Source organism: Rhodococcus antarcticus (assembly GCF_026153295.1).
In the GTDB taxonomy this organism is placed as follows: domain Bacteria; phylum Actinomycetota; class Actinomycetes; order Mycobacteriales; family Mycobacteriaceae; genus Rhodococcus_D; species Rhodococcus_D antarcticus.
The window spans coordinates 1873380-1891525 of record NZ_CP110615.1 but is presented as its reverse complement, the minus strand read 5'-3'; the positions used below and the strand labels follow the sequence as shown (position 1 = coordinate 1891525).

The window sequence follows — 18146 nt, the reverse complement described above, 5'->3', positions numbered from 1 at the left end:
TGCGGTGGTCTGGGTGGGTTGTGGTTGTCAGCGGGGAGCGAGGGGGTCCAACGCCCGGAGCGGGTCGAGCACGGCGTCCACCTGGTCCAGGGTGTCCAGGCCAACGCACGCGGCACGCACCGTCCTCACCTGGTCGTCGTCGAGCAGGCGGCCCGCGTTGTCGGCGAACTTGGTGGCCAGCTCGTCGAGGCTCAGCGGGCGCTGCGGGCCGCCGCGGGTGGTCAGCACCTTCTCGACCAGCTCCCGGCCGTCGGTGGTGCGCACCCTCAGCACGGCGGGGAACTGCCGCGGGAAGATCGCCGAGCACTCGTCGTCGTCCACCACGTCGACCAGGGCCATCAGCCGTCGCCGCTGGTGGTCGGTGGCCAGCTCGTCGGTGAAGTCGTCGAGGCCCACCCCGAGCCCGTGGCCGCCGAGCAGCCCGGCGACCACGGTGTAGGGGCCGCTGAACTGGGCCATGTAGCCGGTCTCGGGCGCGCGCTTGACCTCGATCGGCTCGCCGATGGTGCGCCGGTTCGCCGACGGCACGCCCAGCTCGATGGCGGCGATCGTGTCGATGTCGAGGCCCTTGGCCACGAGGGCGCGGGCAGCGTCGATACCGGCGTGGGTGAAGTGGTTGGCCGGGTAGGGCTTGACGAAGATGCCGGGCACGGCCCACGTCTCGCCGAGACCGTCGGTGATGGCGGCCGGGTCGAACTGACCGTGCAGCCAGGCCTGGAAGAAGCCGAACCTTCCCTCGAGCACGGTGGGGGGGCCGGTGAAGCCGTGGCCGACGAGCTGGGCGGCGCTCACCCCGGACTGCGCGGCCCACCCGCAGTGCATCCGCTTCACGGTGCCGCCCGTTCGGTTGGCCTCGATCACCCCCGATGCCATCGACGCGGTGAGGCCCAACGAATGCGTCACCCCGTCGGCACCGAGGCCGTAGAGCAGGGCGGCGGCCGCCGAGGCGCCCATTGCTCCGCAGATGCTGGTGGCGTGCTGGCCGTGCTCGAAGAACGTGGAGTTGCCGGCCTGCTCGTCGTAGCCGGCCATGCCCAGGCGCACCGTGATCTCCAGGCCCACGGCGATGGCCGCGACCGTCATCCGCCCGTCGGCGCCGGCGTCCTGAGCGGCCGCCAGGGCGGCCGGGACCACGCAGGCGCTGGGGTGCAGCACCGAAGGCAGGTGGGTGTCGTCGTAGTCGAGCGAGTGCGCGAGCACTCCGTTGCTGAATGCGGCAAGCGTGGCTGGCAGCCGCTCTTCCACGCCCACGACGCTGGCACGGGGGGAGCCGCCTTGCGCAGCGACCCAGCGCCGCGCGCCGCGGGACGTCTCCAGCGGGCTGGCGGCGATCATGATGCCCACCGTGTCGAGCACCCGTTGACGGACGCTGTCGATGACGTCGGTGGGCAACGCGTCGTAGGTGGCGGCTGCGGCGAATGCGCCCAGCTGCTGGGCCAGGGTGCGCGCGGCGGCGTCCGGAGCTGGGGTGTCGGGCTGGTTCGGCGTGGCGTCAGGCATCGGGGGACCTGTCGCTGATCACGGCGAGTGGGCGGACCGGCGAGCCGGTGGCGCCGACGAGGTTCATCGGGACCAGCACCAGGGTGAACTCGCGCACCTGGTCGGCCGCGATCTCCTCGAGGGCCAGTGCCTCGACGATGTAGATGCCGGACTCCACGAGCAGCACCCGGTGGGCCGGCAGCACGCTGTGGCCACCGCCCGGCGCGAGCCGTTCGAAGGCGATGGTGTCCGCGCCGGCGGCGTGCACCCGGTGGTCGGCCAGCCACTGTGCGCCGGCCTCGCCCACCCCGGGCACGCCCTCGACCTGGCCCAGGTAGGCCTTTGCTCCGTCGTCGAACCGGCGCCCCCAGCCGCTGCGCACCAGCACCACGTCGCCCGGCTGCACGGTCGTGCCGGTGAGCGCCTCGGCCTGCTGCAGGTCCGCGGGAGTGATCTCGTAGGCAGGCTCGCACGCATCGGTGCCCAGCGCGGCCGGCACGTCGAGCAGCAGAGCCCGGCGCACCATCGGGGCGATGGTGTGCACCCCGTGATCGGGGAAGCCGCCGCCTCGCATGGCGTCGGCGACCTCGACCCCGCCGTGCAGCTTGCCGTCGTGAGAGACGTGGGCCAGCGCGTCGATGTGGGTTCCGACGTGGGTGCCCGTGGTGATCATGTCGTTGGCCGCTGAGCCGCCGTCGGAGCGGACCATGTCGCCGTGGCGGCGCGGCAGGGTGTGCCAGTAGGCCGGGTGGTTGGGCGACTGCGGCATGCCGATGCTCATCGGGCGGCCCAGGTCGTAGGCTCGCACGCCCTCCTGAATTACGGCCAGCAGCGCATCGGTCATGCGACGACCCCCTTCTCACGGAGCTCGGCAAGCTCCTGCGCGGTGCACCCCAGGTCGGTGAGCACCTCGTCGGTGTCCGCACCCTTGGCGCGGCCGGTGAACCGGATCTCGCCAGGCGTGCGGCTCATCCGCCACATCACGTTGTGCATGAGCACCGGGCCAAGCTCGTCGTCGGGCACCTCGGTGAGCATCTGAGTAGCTCGCACGTGCGGGTCGTTGACCAGGTCCTGCGCGTCGTAGACACCGGCCACTGCGGCGCCCGCGTCGGTGAAGGCGGCGATCACCTCGTCCCGGTCGCGCTCAGCAACCCAGCCGCCCACGTAGCGGTCGAGCAGTTCGACATGCTCGTAACGGCCCCGGCCGGAGGAGAACCAGGGCTCGTCGAGCACCTCGGGGTGGCCCACCAGGGTCAGGAGCCGGTCGGCGATGCTCTGCGCGCTGGAGCTGACGGCCACCCAGCGCCCGTCGCGGGCGCGGTAGAGGTTGCGAGGGGCATTGTTGGTCGACCTGTTGCCGTGCCGCTGCGGCACCACGCCCAGCTGCTGGTAGATCGTGGGCGCCGGCCCCACCGCCGCCATGATCGGCTCAAGGATGCTCACGTCGACGACCTGCCCCTCGCCCGTGGCGTCGCGGTGGCGCAGCGCCATCATCGTCGCCGAGCTCGCGGCGATCCCGCAGATGCTGTCGGCCAGTCCGAAGGAGGGGAGCGTCGGCGGCCCGTCGACATCACCGGTCATGAAGGCGAACCCGCTCATCGCCTCGGCCAGCGTGCCGAAACCCGGTCGCTCGGAGTAGGGCCCGGTCTGTCCGAAGCCGGTGAGCCGCACGATCACCAGTCCCGGGTTGTCGGTGAGCAGCACGTCCGGCCCCACCCCCCAGCGCTCGAGCGTGCCGGGGCGGAAGTTCTCGACGACGACGTCTGCGGTGGCAGCCAAGCGGCGGAACAGGGCGGCGCCCTCCGGCGCGCTGAGGCTCAGTCCGACGGTGCGCTTGTTGCGGGAGATCTCCTTCCACCACAGGGGCACGCCGTCCTTGCTCTCGCCGTGGCCGCGCATGCTGTCGCCGGCCACGGGGTGCTCGATCTTGACCACGTCGGCGCCGAAGTCGCCCAGGATCTGGCACGCCAGCGGGCCGGCCAGGATGGTCGACACGTCGAGCACCCGGAGTCCTTCGAGCGGCATCATCGTCAGGAGTCCGTTCCGCTTGGTGAAACACGAATTGTTCCGAACCCTAGCTCCGTAGGGCCCTCAGGCCAACCATCATCCAAAAATCACGTGAGGTCCCCCGTGTCGTGTGGAAGTGGGCTTGGTCCTCCTCGATATGCGACCCATCGCTATGTTCCTGTCAGCGGAACGAAGGTGGGTCTGCACGTACGGCGGGCCTACGGTCGCGTCGTGACCGATTCCATTTCCGTCCCCGCGTCCGTCCCTGACCCGGAGCTGCTGCAGGCGTTGCGCACTGCGGGCCGGTTCGCCGCCGACCTGCGCTGGTCGGACCTGCCTGCCGAGGTGCAGGCGCGCACCGGACTGATGCTCGTGGACCTGTTGGGCGTGACGGTCGCCGGGGCGCGCACCGCCGAGCTGAAGGCGCTGCAGCGGGCCTGGCCGGTGGTCGAGGGTCCGGCTGTTCTGCTGGGGACCGGTCGGTCCACCCAGCCCGACACGGCGGCGTGGCTCAACGGCGCGGCTGCATGCTGTCTCGAGCTCGACGAGGGCAACAAGCACGCGGCCGGACACCCTGCCGCTCACGTGGTGTTCGCCGCGCTGGCGCAGGCGGGTGCGTCCGAGCAGCCCGTCCCTGGGGTCGAGCTGCTGGCCGCCGTGGTGGCCGGGTACGAGATCGCCTCCCGCTTCGGTCGGGCGACCCGGCGCCGGGCCGACCTGCACACCCATGGCCACTGGGGGGCGACCGGGGCCGGGGCCGCCGTCGGGCGGTTGCGCGGGCTGACCGCCGAGCAGGTTGCGGCCTCGACGGACGCAGCCGCCGGGCTGGTCTACGCCACCCCCTGGAGCGTCGTCCTGGCGGGCAGCTTCGTGCGCAACCTGTGGGCGGCCGGGTCGAACGTGAGCGGGCTGGTCGGCGGCCGGCTGGCGGAGGCGGGCCTGTCCGGGGTCGAGGGCACGGTGGGCCGCACCCTGGGCGAGGTGGTCGGCGGCCTGGACGTCTCGCCGCTGGCGGACGGGCTCGGGCAGCGGTGGGACTTGACAGGCGGATACGTGAAGCGGCACTCGTCGTGCAGCTACACGCACCCGGCTGCCGACGCCGTGCTCACGCTGCTGGAGCGTCACGAGCTCCGCCCGGACGCGGTCGACCGCATGGTGGTGGCCACCCACCGGCTCAGCATGCCGCTGGCTGCCGTGTCCACCGGCAGCCGGCTCGCCGCCATGTTCTCCCTGCCCTACGTCATGGCCGTCGCTCTGCGGGCCGGGGTGGTGGGCCCGGGCGAGCTCTCCGACGCCTGGCGCACCGACCCCGAGGTGATCGCCGCGGCCCACCGGGTCCAGGTGGTCCACGATCCGGCCCTCGACGCCAGGCTGCCCGACGAGCGCGCGGCCCGGGTGACCCTGGTCCTGCGCGACGGCCGTGAGCTCGTCGAGGAGGTGCCGAACCCGGTGGGCGATGTCGGCCACCACCCCTTCACCGCCGAGCAGGTGCACGCCAAGGTGGCCGCCCTGGTCGGGGCGGACGACGCCCGGCGGGTGCGTCGCACCGTCGAGGCGCTGGCCGACACCCCGGACGTGCGCCCCCTGCTGCGGAAACTGCCGTGAACACCAGCCCGGCTCGGCGAGCGACCCCGGTGCTCGCCCTCCGACTGGCGGCCCGGGCGGCAGCGATCGATGTAGCTGCCGCGCCGGAGCCGGTGCGCGAGCGGCTGACCCAGGTGGTGATCCACGTCCTCTCGGCGGGCCTCGCGGCCGTGGGCCGCCCGGACGTCACCGCGGCGCGGCGGGCACTGCTGTCCGGGGCCGGGCCCAGCACCGTGATGGGCTACCCGCAAGGGGCCGCCCCCGCCATGGCGGCGCTCGCCAACGCCTTGCCGGTCGCCGCCGAACAGCGCCAGGACGGGCACCGCAAGGCGCGCGGTCACCCCGCCTCGCACCTGGTGCCGGCCGTGCTCGCCGTGGCTGAGGCAGCCGGTTCGACCGGCCGCGCCACGGGTTCGGCGATCCTGGCCGGTTACGAGGTGGGCGCCCGCCTCGGCGCGGCCCAGGGGGGAACCCCGGCCGGGGTGCACGACCTCGCCACCTGGGCCCTGCCCGCCACCGCCGCGGGCGTGGCGCACCTGCTCAGCGGCGGAAACGCCGAGGTGGTGGCAGCCGCCCTCGACCTGGCGGCGTCGGTGCCCGTCCTGCCCTCGGCGGACATGGTGTTCCACGGGGCGACCGGCCAACACCTGCTGCTGGCGCTCGGGGCCCAGCTGGGAGTGGTGTGGGGTCAGACCGCCGCCGCCGGGCTGCGACCCGAGCCCGGCGCCCTGGAACACCACTACTCCCGCTTCAGCGCCGCCCGCTGGGACCCCGCCCTGGCCGACGGGCCGCAGCCTTGGGCGGTGATGGAGGGCTACCTCAAGAGGCACCCGACCTGCGCGCACCTGCACGGAGTCAACGATGCGGTCGAGGACCTGCTGGCAGAAGCGCCGCTCGTCGCCTCGGACGTGGCCGGGGTCGAGGTGCGCACCTACCGCGCGGCCGCCGCCTTCGCCGAGGTACAGCCCCTCGACGATCTGTCGGCCCGCTTCAGCATCCCGTGGACTGTGGCCGTCGGGCTGCTGCGCGGCGATCTCGAGGCCGGGGGCTTCACCCCTGCTGCTCTGGCCGACCCCCTGCTGCGGTCGCTCGCCCAGAGGGTCCAGGTGTGGGCCGACCCGTCACTGGAAGCGGGCTACCCCGACGGGCGGCCCGCGACGGTCGTGGTCACTCTGACCGACGGCAGCATCCGCACCGCCCACGCCGGCCGGCCCCGCGGCGATGGCCCAGACGCCCTCACGGTGCCGGACGTGGTGTCGGGACCGCGGAACCGGCTGACCGCGCTGGTCGGACCGACGGCCACCGACGCCCTGCTGGGCGCTGTGCACCGGCTCACCGAGGACGGGCCGGGTCCGGTGGCCGGCGCACTGGGAGCCGCAGGCGCCCTCGCGACAGCCGGCTGATCGGTCCATGGACCGCCGGCATGTTCTCGCCAGCCTCAGGCGATGCCATCCACTGCGCTGCCGCCGTCCCAGCCGGCCTGGCGAGAGATCTCGTCCGCCGCCGCCAGCACCTGCGGCATGAGCAGCCGCACGCTCGCTGGGTCGAAGCGCGACACCGGGCCGCACACACTGAGCGACCCGATCACCTCGCCGCCCACCCCGAACAGCGGCGCGGCCACGGAGCCTGCCCCGTGCTGTCGCTCCCCGAGGGAGGTGCCATACCCCGACCGTCGGATCTCGGCCAGGGTTGCCCGTAGCACCGCCTCGTCCCGGATGGTCTCCGGTGTCAATCGGTCCATCCCCTGCGCCACGACCCGGTCGACCACCGCGGGAGGCAGGAAGGCCAACATCGCCCGGCTCGAAGCACCAGCGTGCAGAGGGTAGGGGTGGCCCAACCGCACGGTCATCTTGATCTCCTGCGGGCTCTCGTACTGGTCGAGGTACATCCGGCTGTCCTGCACCCGGCCGGACAGGGTGGTCGTCTCGCGGGTCACGTCCCGCAGGCGCCGCAGCGTCGGCCCGGCCAGCTGCCGCAGGTCGAGGTCGTGCAGTGCCCGCGAGCCCAGCGCGATGGCACCCGGCCCCAGCCGGTACTCGCGAGTTCCTGGGTCGGCCCGCAGCAGCGAGCGCGAGACCAGCGACTGAAGGATGCGGTGCACCACCGCCTTGCTGAGCCCCAGCTCGCGGGCGATCTCGCTGACCCCCAGGTGCAACGGACCGGTTGCGAACAGCAGCAGCACGTCCGCCACCCGGCCGGCGGCCTCGGTACCGCCCAGCTCGAACTGGCCGCGCTCCCCGTCAGGATGGGGCGAACGGGGAGCGGTTCCTCCGCCACGAGCCTGGCCATGCGCCATCGTTCCTCCTAGCGGAATGAAGAGAAGAGGCTGATCATGGGGCTCGAAGAACCCGTGGTCAAGCATGACAAGCATGTTTCGGTTCCGCAGAGTCGTTGACCGGCTCGGGCCTGAGTGTTAGACACCACATGACGTTACCCTCCCGTTCCGGTGCAAGGAACGACCGGCGGGGGAGACCGGACCCCGACGGAAGGCCCCACGTATGAGTTCACGACGAAAGACACTGGCGGTGCTGGCCGTCGCTGGGCTGGCCCTGGCCGGCTGCAGCAGCTCGGGCGGCACCAGCAACAGCACCTCCGGCAGCGGTTCGGGCGGGGCCTCCGGCGAGACCATCACTGTCGGGTCCATCCACCCGCTCACCGGGGCGCTTGCCGGGGCCGGCCAGCTGATGCAGGACGCCACCGAGATGGCCGCAGCCGACATCAACGCCGCGGGCGGCATCAAGGGCCTGAGCGGCGCGCAGCTGAAGATCGCCTCCGGCGACAGCCAGGGCAAGGCCGAGACCGGGCAGAGCGAGGCGCAGAGGCTCACCCAGTCCGGTGCGGTAGCGCTGGTCGGCACCTACCAGAGCGACGTGACCAAGAACGTGGCCTCGGTCGCTGAGCGCTCACAGGTCCCGCTGGTCATCGATGTGGCCGTCGACGACAGCATCCTCGCCCAAGGCTACAAGTACTCCTTCCGCATCCAGCCGAATGCAACCGGCATGGGGACGTCGGGCGCCGACGACCTTGCCGGCATCGGCGAGCAGGGCGGGTCGCCGATCAAGACGGTGTCCTACATCCACATCCAGGGTGCCTTCGGCGACAGCGTGTTCACGGCCTTCAAGAAGGAGGCCGAGGCCAAGGGGATCACCATCGCCAAGGAGGTCGCGTACGACAGCGGCAGCCTCAACGACGCCGCCACCCAGGTGGCCCAGGCGGCCGCGCCCAAGCCCGACGCCATCGTGGTCACCGGCTACTACCCCGACAGCCTGTTGATCGCCAAGTCGATCGCTGCCCTCAAGCCTGATGTCAAGGCCGTCTACGGGATCGCCAACGGTGGGTTCGACGACGACTCGTTCCCCGGCGCCGCGGGGGCCGCCGGCAACGGGCTGCTCAGCGCGAACTACCACTACGACGCGACCAGTGCCCGGGTCAAGGACATCCGCACCCGCTTCGAGGCCAAGTACGGCAAGCCGATGGAGACGGCGGCCATGCTGTCCTACCAGGCGGTCGAGGTGGTGGCGGCCGGTCTCGACAAGAGCGGCAGCAAGGACCCCAAGAAGTTGCGCGACGCGATCTCGGCCCTCGAGCTCAGCGACCCGCTGCTCGCCTTCGACGGCCCCATCAAGTTTGACGAGACCGGCCAGAACACCAACGCCACGGTCATCGTCATGCAGATCCAGGGGGGCAAGGTCGAGCAGGTCTACCCGCAGAAGTTCAAGACGGTCGACCTGAAGTTCCCGGCCAAGCCGGGCGCCTCCTGACCCGGGGCCGGCGTCCCTGAGTCCCGGGGGGACGCCGGCCGCAGGGCGCTCCCCGATGCGCTCAGGACGGCACTTCCCACTCTCGACACCCCATCCGCTGCGCACCGAATGGAAGGATCGTCATGTCGGATGAGGCCGTGACCCCGCCCGCCGCCAGCCAGGGCGGCCCTCCTGATGGTGGTTCGGGTAGGGGTGGCCCGAGTCAGCTCGGTGCGAGTGCGGTCGCAGCCGTCAGTGTTGACGCCGACGACGAACCCTCGGCCGCGGTCCGCGTCGGGCCCAGCACGCTGGTGCGAGGGCTCGGGCTGGCAGGGGTGGTGCTGGTGCTGCTGGCGCTGGTCTACCTGCTGGGCGACAAGAGCGCGGCCCTGGTCAACCAGGCCGTGGTGACCGGCACCCTGCTCGGCGGCGTGTACGCACTGGTCTCGATGGGGCTGACCCTCATCTTCGGGGTGTTGGGCATCGTCAACTTCGCGCAGGGCACGATGCTGACCCTGTCCATGTACGCGGCGTACGTGCTGGTCACCTCGTTAGGCCTCAACGTCTACCTGGCTACCCTGCTGCTGGTCCCGCTGCTGTTCGGCCTCGGGTACCTCGTGCAGCTGCTGCTGCTCAACCGGCTGATGTCTGAGGGCGAGACCGAGGGCCAGCTGCTGGTCACCCTCGGACTGTCGCTGCTGATCGCCAACGGACTGCTGCTGGCCTTCGGGGGCCAGCCGAAGTCGATCACCGCCCCCGTCGGCGGCAACCTGCGCTTCCTCGGTGCGGTGGCCTCGGTGCCGCGCGTCATCGCGTTCGTCGGCGCCATCGTGCTGGCCCTGGCCCTGACTGCGGTGCTGCAGCGCACCCGGCTGGGGCTCTCGATCCGCGCGGTGGCCGCCAACGGACAGGGTGCCGCGATGGTGGGCGTCAACGTCAAGCGGGTGTTTGCGGTGACCTTCGGGCTGGGCGCCGCCTGCGTGGGCGCCGCTGGGGGCCTGGTGCTGCCGTTCTTCAGCCTCACCCCGAGCACCGGGGAGCAGTTCACCATCCTGGCCTTTGTCATCGTGGTGCTGGGTGGCCTGGGAAGCGTCACCGGTGCCGTGCTCGGCGGCCTGGCGATCGGGCTCCTGCAAACCGTGGGCGGGTTGTTCGTGCCCGGCACGGGGGCGCTCCTGCTGGTCTTCGCCGTGTTCGTGGTCGTGCTGTTCGTGCGACCCCAGGGACTATTCGGGAGCGACCTGTGACCGTCGACCAGAGCGCACGGCGCACGACCGTGACCACCACCGGCGGCACCGGCTCGCAGCGGCAGTACCTCGTGCTGGGCGTGGTGGTGCTGCTGCTCGCCCTGCTCCCCCTGGTCCTGCCCGAGGAGCGCCAGGGGGTGGCCGTCCGCACCCTGATCTTCGCCATTCTTGCCGTCTCGTGGAACGTCATGAGCGGCTACGGCGGCATGTTCAGCTTCGGCCACGCGGCCTTCTTCGGGATCGGCGCATACGTGGACGCCTACCTCCTCGTCGACCACGGAATCTCGCCGTGGGTGGCCATGGTGGTGGGTGCGGCGGCCGCGGCCCTGTTCGGGGTGGCCACCGCCTACGCCTCGCTGCGCTACAAGCTGGCCGGCGCCTACTTCGCCCTGGCCACCTTCGCCTTCGCGCAGATGCTTCTGCTTCTGGTCAGCAACCTGAGCTCGTTGCGCGGCACGGAGGGCTACAACGTGCCAATCCTGTCCGAGTCGTCCTGGTCGAAGATCCAGTTCCCGCAGGGGGACTCGCGCTACTACTGGATCCCGCTGGGCCTGCTCGCGATCGCGGTGGCGGTGAAGATCGCGCTGGTCAACTCCCGCGCCGGTCAGTTCGTGGTGGCGGCGCGCGATGACGCCACTGCGGCCGAGGCGCTGGGCATCCCGGTGATGCGCTACCGGTTGCTCGCCGTCGCCATCAGCTCGGCCATCGCCGCCGTCGCCGGGGTGTACTACGTGCAGTACTACCTGTTCGTCGGCCCCGACAACGCCTTCGGCGGCAGCGTCTCGATCGAGGCCATCGTGCCGGCGGTGATCGGCGGGGTCGGGACCATCTGGGGCCCACTGGTCGGTGCCGCCATCGTGGGCCCGCTCTCCGAGCTCACCAGCACACTGCTGCGCAACCCGCCCGCCGCACTGGCGTTCCTCGAGGGGAAGGCCGGGCTCGACGTCATCACCTACGCCGTGCTGCTGATCGCCATCGTGATCTTCCTGCCCCGCGGCGTGTACGGCAGCCTGAAGGCAAGGTTCGGCCGGTGAGCCTCCTGCAGATCGAGGGGTTGTCCAAGTCGTTCGCCGGACTGAAGGCGCTCGACAGGGTCACGGTGTCCGTCGAGGAGCACGAGGTCCTTGGCATCATCGGCCCGAACGGGGCCGGCAAGACCACGTTCTTCTCCTGCATCGCGGGCCAGATCACGCCGAGCGCGGGCCGGGTCGTGTTCGACGACCGCGACATCACCGGCTGGCCCGCGTGGAAGGTGGCCAGGGCCGGCCTGGTCCGCACCTTCCAGCTGATGCGGCCTTTTGAGAGCATGACCGTGCTGGACAACGTCGCTGCTGCGACGCACTCGCGGCACAGGTCCCGACGGGTCGCCAGGGACAGCGCCGCCGAGGTCATCGAGAGGGTCGGCCTGAGCGAGTACCGGGACCGGATGTCCGGCACGCTGCCGACGGCGGGGCTCAAGCGCCTCGAGCTGGCCCGGGCGCTCGCCCTCGAGCCGCAGGTGCTGATGCTGGACGAGGTCCTTGCCGGCCTGGTACCCACCGAGCGCAAGCCGCTCATCGACCTGCTCGCAACGCTGCGCAGCGAAGGGGTCACCCTGCTGTTCATCGAGCACATCATGGCCGCCGTCATGACCCTCTCGGACCGGGTCCTGGTCCTCCACGAGGGCAAGCCTCTCGCCGAGGGCACCCCGCACGAGGTCACCTCGAACCCCAGGGTCGTGCAGGCCTACCTCGGTGAGGAGTCCCAGATTGCTGAGTCTTGAAAAGCTCTCGGCCGGCTACCGGCGGCTGCAGATCCTTCACGCCATCGACCTGGAGGTTCGGCAGGGCGAGATCGTGGCCCTCATCGGCGCCAACGGGGCAGGCAAGACGACCACGCTACGTGCGATCTCCGGACTGATCAGTCCGACCGACGGTGAGATCCTCTTCGACGGCACCTCCATCGGTGGCCTTCGCCCCGACCTGCTCGTGCGTCAGGGCCTCGTCCACGTGCCGCAGGACCGAGCCCTGTTCGGTCGTCTGTCGGTCGCGGAAAACCTGAAGATGGGGGCCTACACCAGGGTCAAGGACGCCACGTCCGCCCTCGACCAGGTCTACGAGCTGTTCCCGATCCTTGCCGACCGCCGGCGACAGCGAGCTGACACCATGTCCGGGGGTCAGCAGCAGATGCTGGCGATCGGCCGTGCGCTCATGGCCCGACCTCGACTGCTGACCCTCGACGAACCATCGATCGGGCTCGCCCCCAACCTGGTGGTCCAGGTGCTGCAGGCAGTCCAAGCGATCCGCGACACCGGCGTGACCGTGCTGATCGTGGAGCAGAACGCCTCCCAGACCCTGGCCATCGCCGACCGGGCCTACGTGCTGGAGAGCGGGTCCATCGCCATGGAGGGCCCCGGCCGTGACCTCGCCGCCGACGAGCGCGTCCGCACCGCCTACCTCGGTATGTGAGGAGATCTCAGTGAAGATCCGTGCAGTGACCCCGATCCACGTCGACGACGACGAGCTCCAACGGCGCCGCCGACGCTACGACCGGCTCGCGCCAGCCGGGGTGACCGTCGAGCTGACCGACCTCGGCGACGGCCCCGAGGTGCCGCGTGCCCTGGAGACCGAGCAGGACATCCGGCGGTCCGAGTCGCTGGTGGTGCAGGCGTTGCAACAGACGGACCCAGCCCTCTTCGACGCCTTCCTGCCCGACTGCGTGCTCGACCCCGGGGCCGAGCACGCCGGACCGGTACCCGTGCTCGGCCTGCTGCGACTCTCGAGCCACCTGCTCGGCGGGATCGGCCGGCCGTTCTCCGCGGTCGCCCGCAACACCGCGATCGCCGACGAGCTCGGCCGCAGGCTCGCGCTCTACGGGATGGCCGAGCAGTGCCCCCGGGTGAGGGTGCTGGGCCTGTCCGTGACCGACATCGAGGACGAGGCCACCTGGGCACGGTCGGTGGCCGCCGCCGTTGCTGATCTCGAGGTCGGCGCGGTCGTCAACGGATGCTCCGCCGTCGACGTGCTACCGGCCGGCGGCGGTCCTCGGGTGCTCGACCCGACCGCGACAGCGCTGCAGGTGCTGGGCCTGATCGGCGACCTGCGGCTGACCCCGCACCTGTCGGCGGCGGCCCGGTGAGCGCCGGGGCAGCGTCCGACGGTCCGGACCTCATTGTCGCCGGCGCGGGCGGTGGGCTGGTCGCCGCCCTGCGGGCCGCAGAGCTGGGCCTGCACGTCCTGGTCGTCGAGGCCAGCGAGCACTACACGCGCGGCAACAACACGGCCATGTCGACGGCGATGCTGCCCGGTGCGGGTACTCGATGGCAGGACGAGGCCGGGATCAGCGACAGCCCCGAAGCCTTCGTCGCCGACATGGTGCGCAAGACCAACGGGGAGGTCGACCTGCCGTTGGCCGAGGCCCTCGCCGGGGTCAGCGCGGAGCTGGTCACCTGGCTCGTCGACCAGGCCCGGGTGCCCCTCGAGCTCGTCACCGACTTCCAGTACCCGGGGCACACCAACCTGCGCTGCCACAGCCTGACCGGACGGTCGGGCAAGCACCTGCTGAAGGCCCTCGTCGACGCAGTGCACCAGCAGGACCGCATCACCGTGCTGGTCCCGGCCAGGGTGACCGACGTCGTCCCCGGACCCGACGGGGTCACGGTGGAGATCACCACCCCGGACGGTGCCCGCGAGCAGGTCGCAGCCCGCGCGGTGCTGCTGGCGACGAACGGCTACGGCGCAGACCCCGAACTGGTACACCAGCACGTTCCCGAGATCGCTGACGCCACGTACCACGGTTCGCCGGAGTCGACCGGCGATGCCCTGCGCATCGGCGCGCGACTGGGCGCTGACACCGCCTACCTCGACGCCTACCAGGGGCACGCTGCACTCTGCGGCGCCGCCGGCACCCTGGTCGGCTGGGCGACCGTCATGCACGGCGGATACCTCGTCGACTCCGAGGGAAAGCGGTTCGCCGACGAGACGGTCGGCTACTCGGAGTTCGCCCACCTGACCCTGGCCCGAGCCGCCGGCAAACGAGCGGTCATCATCTTCGACCAACGAGTACGTGACGCCTGCTTGGCGTTCGAGGACTTCCGGGACACCATCGATTCCGGTGCGGTGAAATGGGGCCAGAGCGTCGACGAGCTCGCCGGCCGGCTCGGTGTCGACCCCTCGGGGCTGGCTGAGACCGTCGTGCAGGCAGCGGCGTGCGCGCGAGGACAGGTCGCCGACCAGTACGGACGCATTGACTGGGAGGCTCCGCTGAACCCCCCCTTTGCCGGCGTCCAGGTGCAGCCGGCGCTGTTCCACACCCAGGGCGGCCTCCGCGTCGACGGCCGCGCCCGGGTACTCGACAGCGCCGGCGACCCGATCGCTGGGGTGTACGCCTCCGGGGGAGCGGCGATGGGCATCTCCGGGCACGGCGCCGGTGGCTACCTGGCCGGCAACGGACTGCTCCCGGCACTGGGACTCGCGTACCTGGCTGCGGGCCACGTGGCCGCGACCGACGCCCCCGCAGCGGCGAGTCGATGACCGAACCGCTGTCGCGTGAGGCGGTGCTGCACTGGGTCCGGCACGAGGCAGGCTTTGCGCAGCTGGTCACCGTGGGCAGGGCCGGCCAGCCGATCAGCCGGACCCTGGGCGCCCCCGTCAACAACGACTGGACGGTCGACCTGGTGCAGCGCTCGGCGCACCGGAGGATCGACCACCTGCGGCGGAACCCGGCCGTCGAGCTGATCTGGGTGGGCACCCCGGTGCCGGGCTCGCGCAACGACCACCCGGCGGTCTTCGACTACGGCCGGCTGGTACCCCGCGTGGTGTTCCTGCGAGGCCGGGCCGAGCTCATGCCGACCGAGTGGACGGTGGCCCGCTACCTCGAGCAGAACGCACTGCTGCGTGCCGGCGGGGCCGGTACGAGAGCGCCCGACCGGACCGCCGAACAGGCTGCTGCCGACCTGGTCGGAGTCCGGCTGACCCCCGTGCGCGTCCGCGCGGAAGGCTTCGCCGAGGGCGCAGCAGCGCTCTCATGGAACATGGAGGACACCCCGTGATCAAGACCATCCTGGGCTACGACATCGAGCCCGGCGTCAGCGCCGAGGACTACGAACGGTGGCTCTTCGAGGTGCACGCGCCGGACCTGATGGCCAACCCTCACATCGACCGGATCATCTTCAACAAGGTGCTGCGCCCGGTGACCACCACCAGCGGCGGAGCGGCCTCGGTCGGCGCCTCGACGATGTTCTACCGGATCGCCGAGATGCACTTCGCGGACGAGGCCTCCTACGCCGACTACCTAGCCTGGTGGGAGGACCATCCGATCCCTGCCGGCAGGGGCCCCGCGGGCCGCACGAAGTTCCGGTTCTACGTGGTCGCGGAACCGACCGTCTTCGAGCGCTGACACCGGCTCACCGGCGGACCCTGGACAAGATGTTCCTGGACTGACGCACCACCGCCTCGTCCACCATCCGACCCGAGGCGTCGAGCATCACGCCGTCGCCGGCGGCGACGGCGCGGTCGAAGGCCGCGACCAGGGCGCGGGCGCGCTCCACCTCGTCCGACGTAGGGGTGAAGACGTCGTTCACCACGGCCACCTGCGCCGGATGGATGCAGGCCCGACCCACGAAGCCCATCCTGGCCAGCGCAAGAGTGCTCAGCCTCAGGCCGCCGTCGTCGCGCACCAGCACAGACGTGGGGGCGACCGGCGGGTCCAGGCGTAGCGCCGCGCTCACCAGCACGATGTGACTGCGCAGGTACAGCAGCTCACGCTCGTCGTCACTGGGCGTGACCCCGATGTCCGCGCGCAGGTCGGCCTCCCCCAGCTGCAACCGTCGGACTCGCGGGCCAGCTGCGATCCGGTCGGCACGCAGCACCGCGGAGGCGGACTCGAGCAACGGCACAACCGGAAGGGCTCCCACCGACAACCCGCGATCTGACTCGGCCACGGACAGCACCCGGTCGAGCGCGACCAGATCTTCGGGCGACTCCGTCTTGGCCACGACCAGCCCGGCCAGCCGGGGGCTCACCAGAGCCGCGGCGTCCGCCCGGCCGAGAGCGCCCGGGTTCGTCCTGACCCATACCTCGGTGCCCCGCTCCGCAGGCAGACCGTCGAGCCAGTCGGCGACCGTGACCCGGGCCGCAGCCTTGGCTGCCGGCGCCACGGCGTCCTCAAGATCGACGATCAGGGCGTCCGCACCCCGGGTCAGGGCTTTGGCCAGCATCTCGGGCCTGTCCCCGGGGACGTAGAGGTAGGACCTCGCGACGGTGGCCTGCATCCTGCAGCACGTCCCTTCTGAAACCGGCTCTTGTGACCCTTCCGTGGGTGGTGGAGAGGCCCAGGTGGGCGACACGCCGTCGTCAGCTGACGGTTGCGGTTGTCGAGACAGGATTCCGCAGGGGGGCAGGGTAACGGCGTGTGCAACGCGAGGATATGGGGTGGGCTGCTGGGAATCGAGCACGTGGTGATCGAAGGGCTTGAGCACGCCGAGGGCGAGGAGCTGCTCATCGCTCACGTCCGGGTGCCACCGGCCCGGCGAGGTCGGTGTGGGCGGTGCCAGTGGGGGTGCCCGGGCCATGACGGAGGTGAGGGTCGACGGCGGTAGCTGCTCTGGACCTGGGTGGTGTTCGTGGCGTGCTGATGAGCCGGGGCGATCGTCGAGTCCACCTAAACCAGCCATTCCAGTTCGTCCAGGGTGTCGGCCTTGGTGAGCAGCACGCTCAGCATCCGGTCCCAGACGCCGTCTGTGGCGAAGCGGGCGTGCCGCTTCCACGCCGTCTGCCAGGGACCGAACTCCGCGGGTAGGCCCCTCAGCAAGGCTTTGACGCTCCCCGGAACACGACGGCGACGGTGACGGAGCACCTCGCCTGGATCACGCCACAACCTCCCGCTCGAACAGGCCGTGACCGACAGCACCACGACGGCGAGCGCGCGCTCCAGACCAGATGTTCGTCCTGCGGCACGTAGTGGGTCTCACCGTGGAAGGGCGGCCCCATGCCCAGTCGGTCCCACCGCGACGACGACGGCCGCCAGCTGGTGCTCGACCTCGGGTGGGGAGTGGCACCTCGCTCCGAACGGGCTGGTCGTATGGCGACGGCACGAGGTGCCTCGGCGACACTGAAGGCAACTCGCTGTCGACGAACGCCGACGGACGGCACTCCAGCAGGTCCGACCTTGCGTGCAGCTCGACCCTTCAGGCCTTCCAGGGGTCGGGTCGTCCCGCTGCGTGCGACGCTGACGCGGGGACGAGAGTGCCCTGAGTCGCGTTGACCACATCGCCGGCGTCGTCGGCGCAGGCCCGGCGTTGTCGGACGTGCAGCGGAACCTGCTGGCGGATCCCTTCCACCGGCGTGGAACAGCGTCACCAGCTGCTGTGAGACGGCGACGTCACCAGCCGCGTGAGCGCCACTCCGCGAGCTGGGGGCGCTCCACGCCGAGGTTGGTGTCCCGGCCGTGGCCGGGGTAGACGACGGTGTCGTCGGGCAGCGCACCGAACACCCGCTGCTCGAGGTCGTCCATCAGCGACGTGAAGTCCGCCGCGCTCCCGGTCTTGCCCGGGCCCCCCGGAAAAAGGCTGTCGCCGGTGAACAGGTGCGCGCCCTCGGCGGTGCGCAGCAGCAGCGCGACCGAGCCCGGGGTGTGACCGCGCAGGTGGATGACGTCGAGCACGAGCTCACCGATCTCGACGTGGTCACCGTCGGCGAGCTCGCGATCCACGGGCACCGGCAGCGGACCGGCGTCCAGGGCGTGCGCCGCCGTGGGTGCGCCGGTACCGCCGACGACGTCCGCCAGCGCCTGCCAGTGGTCGGCGTGCTGGTGGGTCGTGACGACCAGGGTCAGCTCGGGGGCGTGGTCGTCGAGGAGCTCGGTGAGCCGGTCGGACTCGGCCGCCGCGTCGATCAGCACCGACTTGCCCGTGGCGTCGTCGACGACCAGGTAGGCGTTGTTGTCCATCGGGCCCACCGAGAGCTTGGTGATGGTGGCGCCGGGGACGTGCTTGCGCTGGGCGGCGCCGCCCTGGGTGACGCTTCCGGTGTAGTTCTCGTCGACCTGCATGACCGGGCACGCTACCGGCGCCGGGGTGCTGCGCCCCACCCGGACACGACCGTGGCGCCCC

17 protein-coding genes are annotated in these 18146 nt (G+C 71.3%); 11 read left to right on the top strand and 6 right to left on the bottom strand.

Annotation, left to right across the window (positions count from 1 at the left end):
- Positions 1-27 precede the first annotated feature (27 nt).
- The 3 genes from RHODO2019_RS09095 to RHODO2019_RS09085 are packed head-to-tail and all read right to left on the bottom strand — an operon-like array spanning position 28 to position 3483.
- The gene (locus RHODO2019_RS09095; RefSeq protein ID WP_265381503.1) at positions 28-1500 is read right to left on the bottom strand and encodes an MmgE/PrpD family protein; all 1473 of its coding nucleotides are present in this window, start codon (positions 1498-1500) and stop codon (positions 28-30) included.
- A complete protein-coding gene (locus RHODO2019_RS09090) occupies positions 1493-2323 on the bottom strand; it encodes a cyclase family protein (protein WP_265381502.1) in 831 nt (276 codons plus the stop codon). Before RHODO2019_RS09090 ends, RHODO2019_RS09095 begins: the two co-directional genes overlap by 8 nt.
- On the bottom strand, positions 2320-3483 hold the full coding sequence (locus tag RHODO2019_RS09085) for a CaiB/BaiF CoA transferase family protein (RefSeq protein ID WP_265381501.1): 1164 nt from the start codon (positions 3481-3483) through the stop codon (positions 2320-2322). Before RHODO2019_RS09085 ends, RHODO2019_RS09090 begins: the two co-directional genes overlap by 4 nt.
- A 234-nt stretch (positions 3484-3717) precedes the next feature.
- Here RHODO2019_RS09085 and RHODO2019_RS09080 point away from each other — a divergent pair, with 234 nt between their 5' ends.
- Entirely contained in the window at positions 3718-5091 is a 1374-nt protein-coding gene (locus tag RHODO2019_RS09080; RefSeq protein ID WP_265381500.1) for an MmgE/PrpD family protein, read from the top strand.
- 29 nt (positions 5092-5120) lie between these two features.
- The gene (locus tag RHODO2019_RS09075; protein WP_265381499.1) at positions 5121-6473 is read left to right on the top strand and encodes an MmgE/PrpD family protein; all 1353 of its coding nucleotides are present in this window, start codon (positions 5121-5123) and stop codon (positions 6471-6473) included.
- 35 nt (positions 6474-6508) lie between these two features.
- Here RHODO2019_RS09075 and RHODO2019_RS09070 read toward each other — a convergent pair whose 3' ends face one another.
- Complete coding sequence (locus RHODO2019_RS09070; RefSeq protein WP_265381498.1) at positions 6509-7432, bottom strand: IclR family transcriptional regulator; 924 nt, start codon at positions 7430-7432, stop codon at positions 6509-6511.
- A gap of 136 nt (positions 7433-7568) precedes the next feature.
- Here RHODO2019_RS09070 and RHODO2019_RS09065 point away from each other — a divergent pair, with 136 nt between their 5' ends.
- The 9 genes from RHODO2019_RS09065 to RHODO2019_RS09025 all read left to right on the top strand — a co-directional run bounded on the left by RHODO2019_RS09065 (position 7569) and on the right by RHODO2019_RS09025 (position 15433).
- A complete protein-coding gene (locus tag RHODO2019_RS09065) occupies positions 7569-8831 on the top strand; it encodes an ABC transporter substrate-binding protein (RefSeq protein ID WP_265381497.1) in 1263 nt (420 codons plus the stop codon).
- Positions 8832-9121: 290 nt separating this feature from the next.
- Positions 9122-10057 (top strand): branched-chain amino acid ABC transporter permease, encoded by a 936-nt coding sequence (locus RHODO2019_RS09060; protein ID WP_265381496.1) that lies wholly within the window; start codon positions 9122-9124, stop codon positions 10055-10057.
- Positions 10054-11091, top strand: a complete 1038-nt coding sequence (locus RHODO2019_RS09055; protein ID WP_265381495.1) for a branched-chain amino acid ABC transporter permease — start codon at positions 10054-10056, stop codon at positions 11089-11091. The genes RHODO2019_RS09060 and RHODO2019_RS09055 overlap by 4 nt, the downstream gene beginning before the upstream one ends.
- On the top strand, positions 11088-11819 hold the full coding sequence (locus tag RHODO2019_RS09050; protein ID WP_265381494.1) for an ABC transporter ATP-binding protein: 732 nt from the start codon (positions 11088-11090) through the stop codon (positions 11817-11819). The genes RHODO2019_RS09055 and RHODO2019_RS09050 overlap by 4 nt, the downstream gene beginning before the upstream one ends.
- Positions 11806-12504: an ABC transporter ATP-binding protein gene (locus RHODO2019_RS09045; protein WP_265381493.1), complete on the top strand. Its 699-nt coding sequence runs from the start codon at positions 11806-11808 to the stop codon at positions 12502-12504. The genes RHODO2019_RS09050 and RHODO2019_RS09045 overlap by 14 nt, the downstream gene beginning before the upstream one ends.
- A 10-nt stretch (positions 12505-12514) precedes the next feature.
- A complete protein-coding gene (locus RHODO2019_RS09040) occupies positions 12515-13174 on the top strand; it encodes an aspartate/glutamate racemase family protein (protein ID WP_265381492.1) in 660 nt (219 codons plus the stop codon).
- Entirely contained in the window at positions 13171-14568 is a 1398-nt protein-coding gene (locus RHODO2019_RS09035; protein WP_265381491.1) for an FAD-dependent oxidoreductase, read from the top strand. Before RHODO2019_RS09040 ends, RHODO2019_RS09035 begins: the two co-directional genes overlap by 4 nt.
- Complete coding sequence (locus tag RHODO2019_RS09030) at positions 14565-15086, top strand: pyridoxamine 5'-phosphate oxidase family protein (protein ID WP_265381490.1); 522 nt, start codon at positions 14565-14567, stop codon at positions 15084-15086. The genes RHODO2019_RS09035 and RHODO2019_RS09030 overlap by 4 nt, the downstream gene beginning before the upstream one ends.
- Positions 15083-15433: an EthD domain-containing protein gene (locus RHODO2019_RS09025; RefSeq protein WP_265381489.1), complete on the top strand. Its 351-nt coding sequence runs from the start codon at positions 15083-15085 to the stop codon at positions 15431-15433. Before RHODO2019_RS09030 ends, RHODO2019_RS09025 begins: the two co-directional genes overlap by 4 nt.
- Before the next feature lie 7 nt (positions 15434-15440).
- Here RHODO2019_RS09025 and RHODO2019_RS09020 read toward each other — a convergent pair whose 3' ends face one another.
- Positions 15441-16307: an HpcH/HpaI aldolase/citrate lyase family protein gene (locus RHODO2019_RS09020; RefSeq protein WP_265381488.1), complete on the bottom strand. Its 867-nt coding sequence runs from the start codon at positions 16305-16307 to the stop codon at positions 15441-15443.
- Positions 16308-17416: 1109 nt separating this feature from the next.
- Positions 17417-18085, bottom strand: a complete 669-nt coding sequence (locus RHODO2019_RS09010; protein WP_265381487.1) for an MBL fold metallo-hydrolase — start codon at positions 18083-18085, stop codon at positions 17417-17419.
- Positions 18086-18146: the final 61 nt, after the last annotated feature.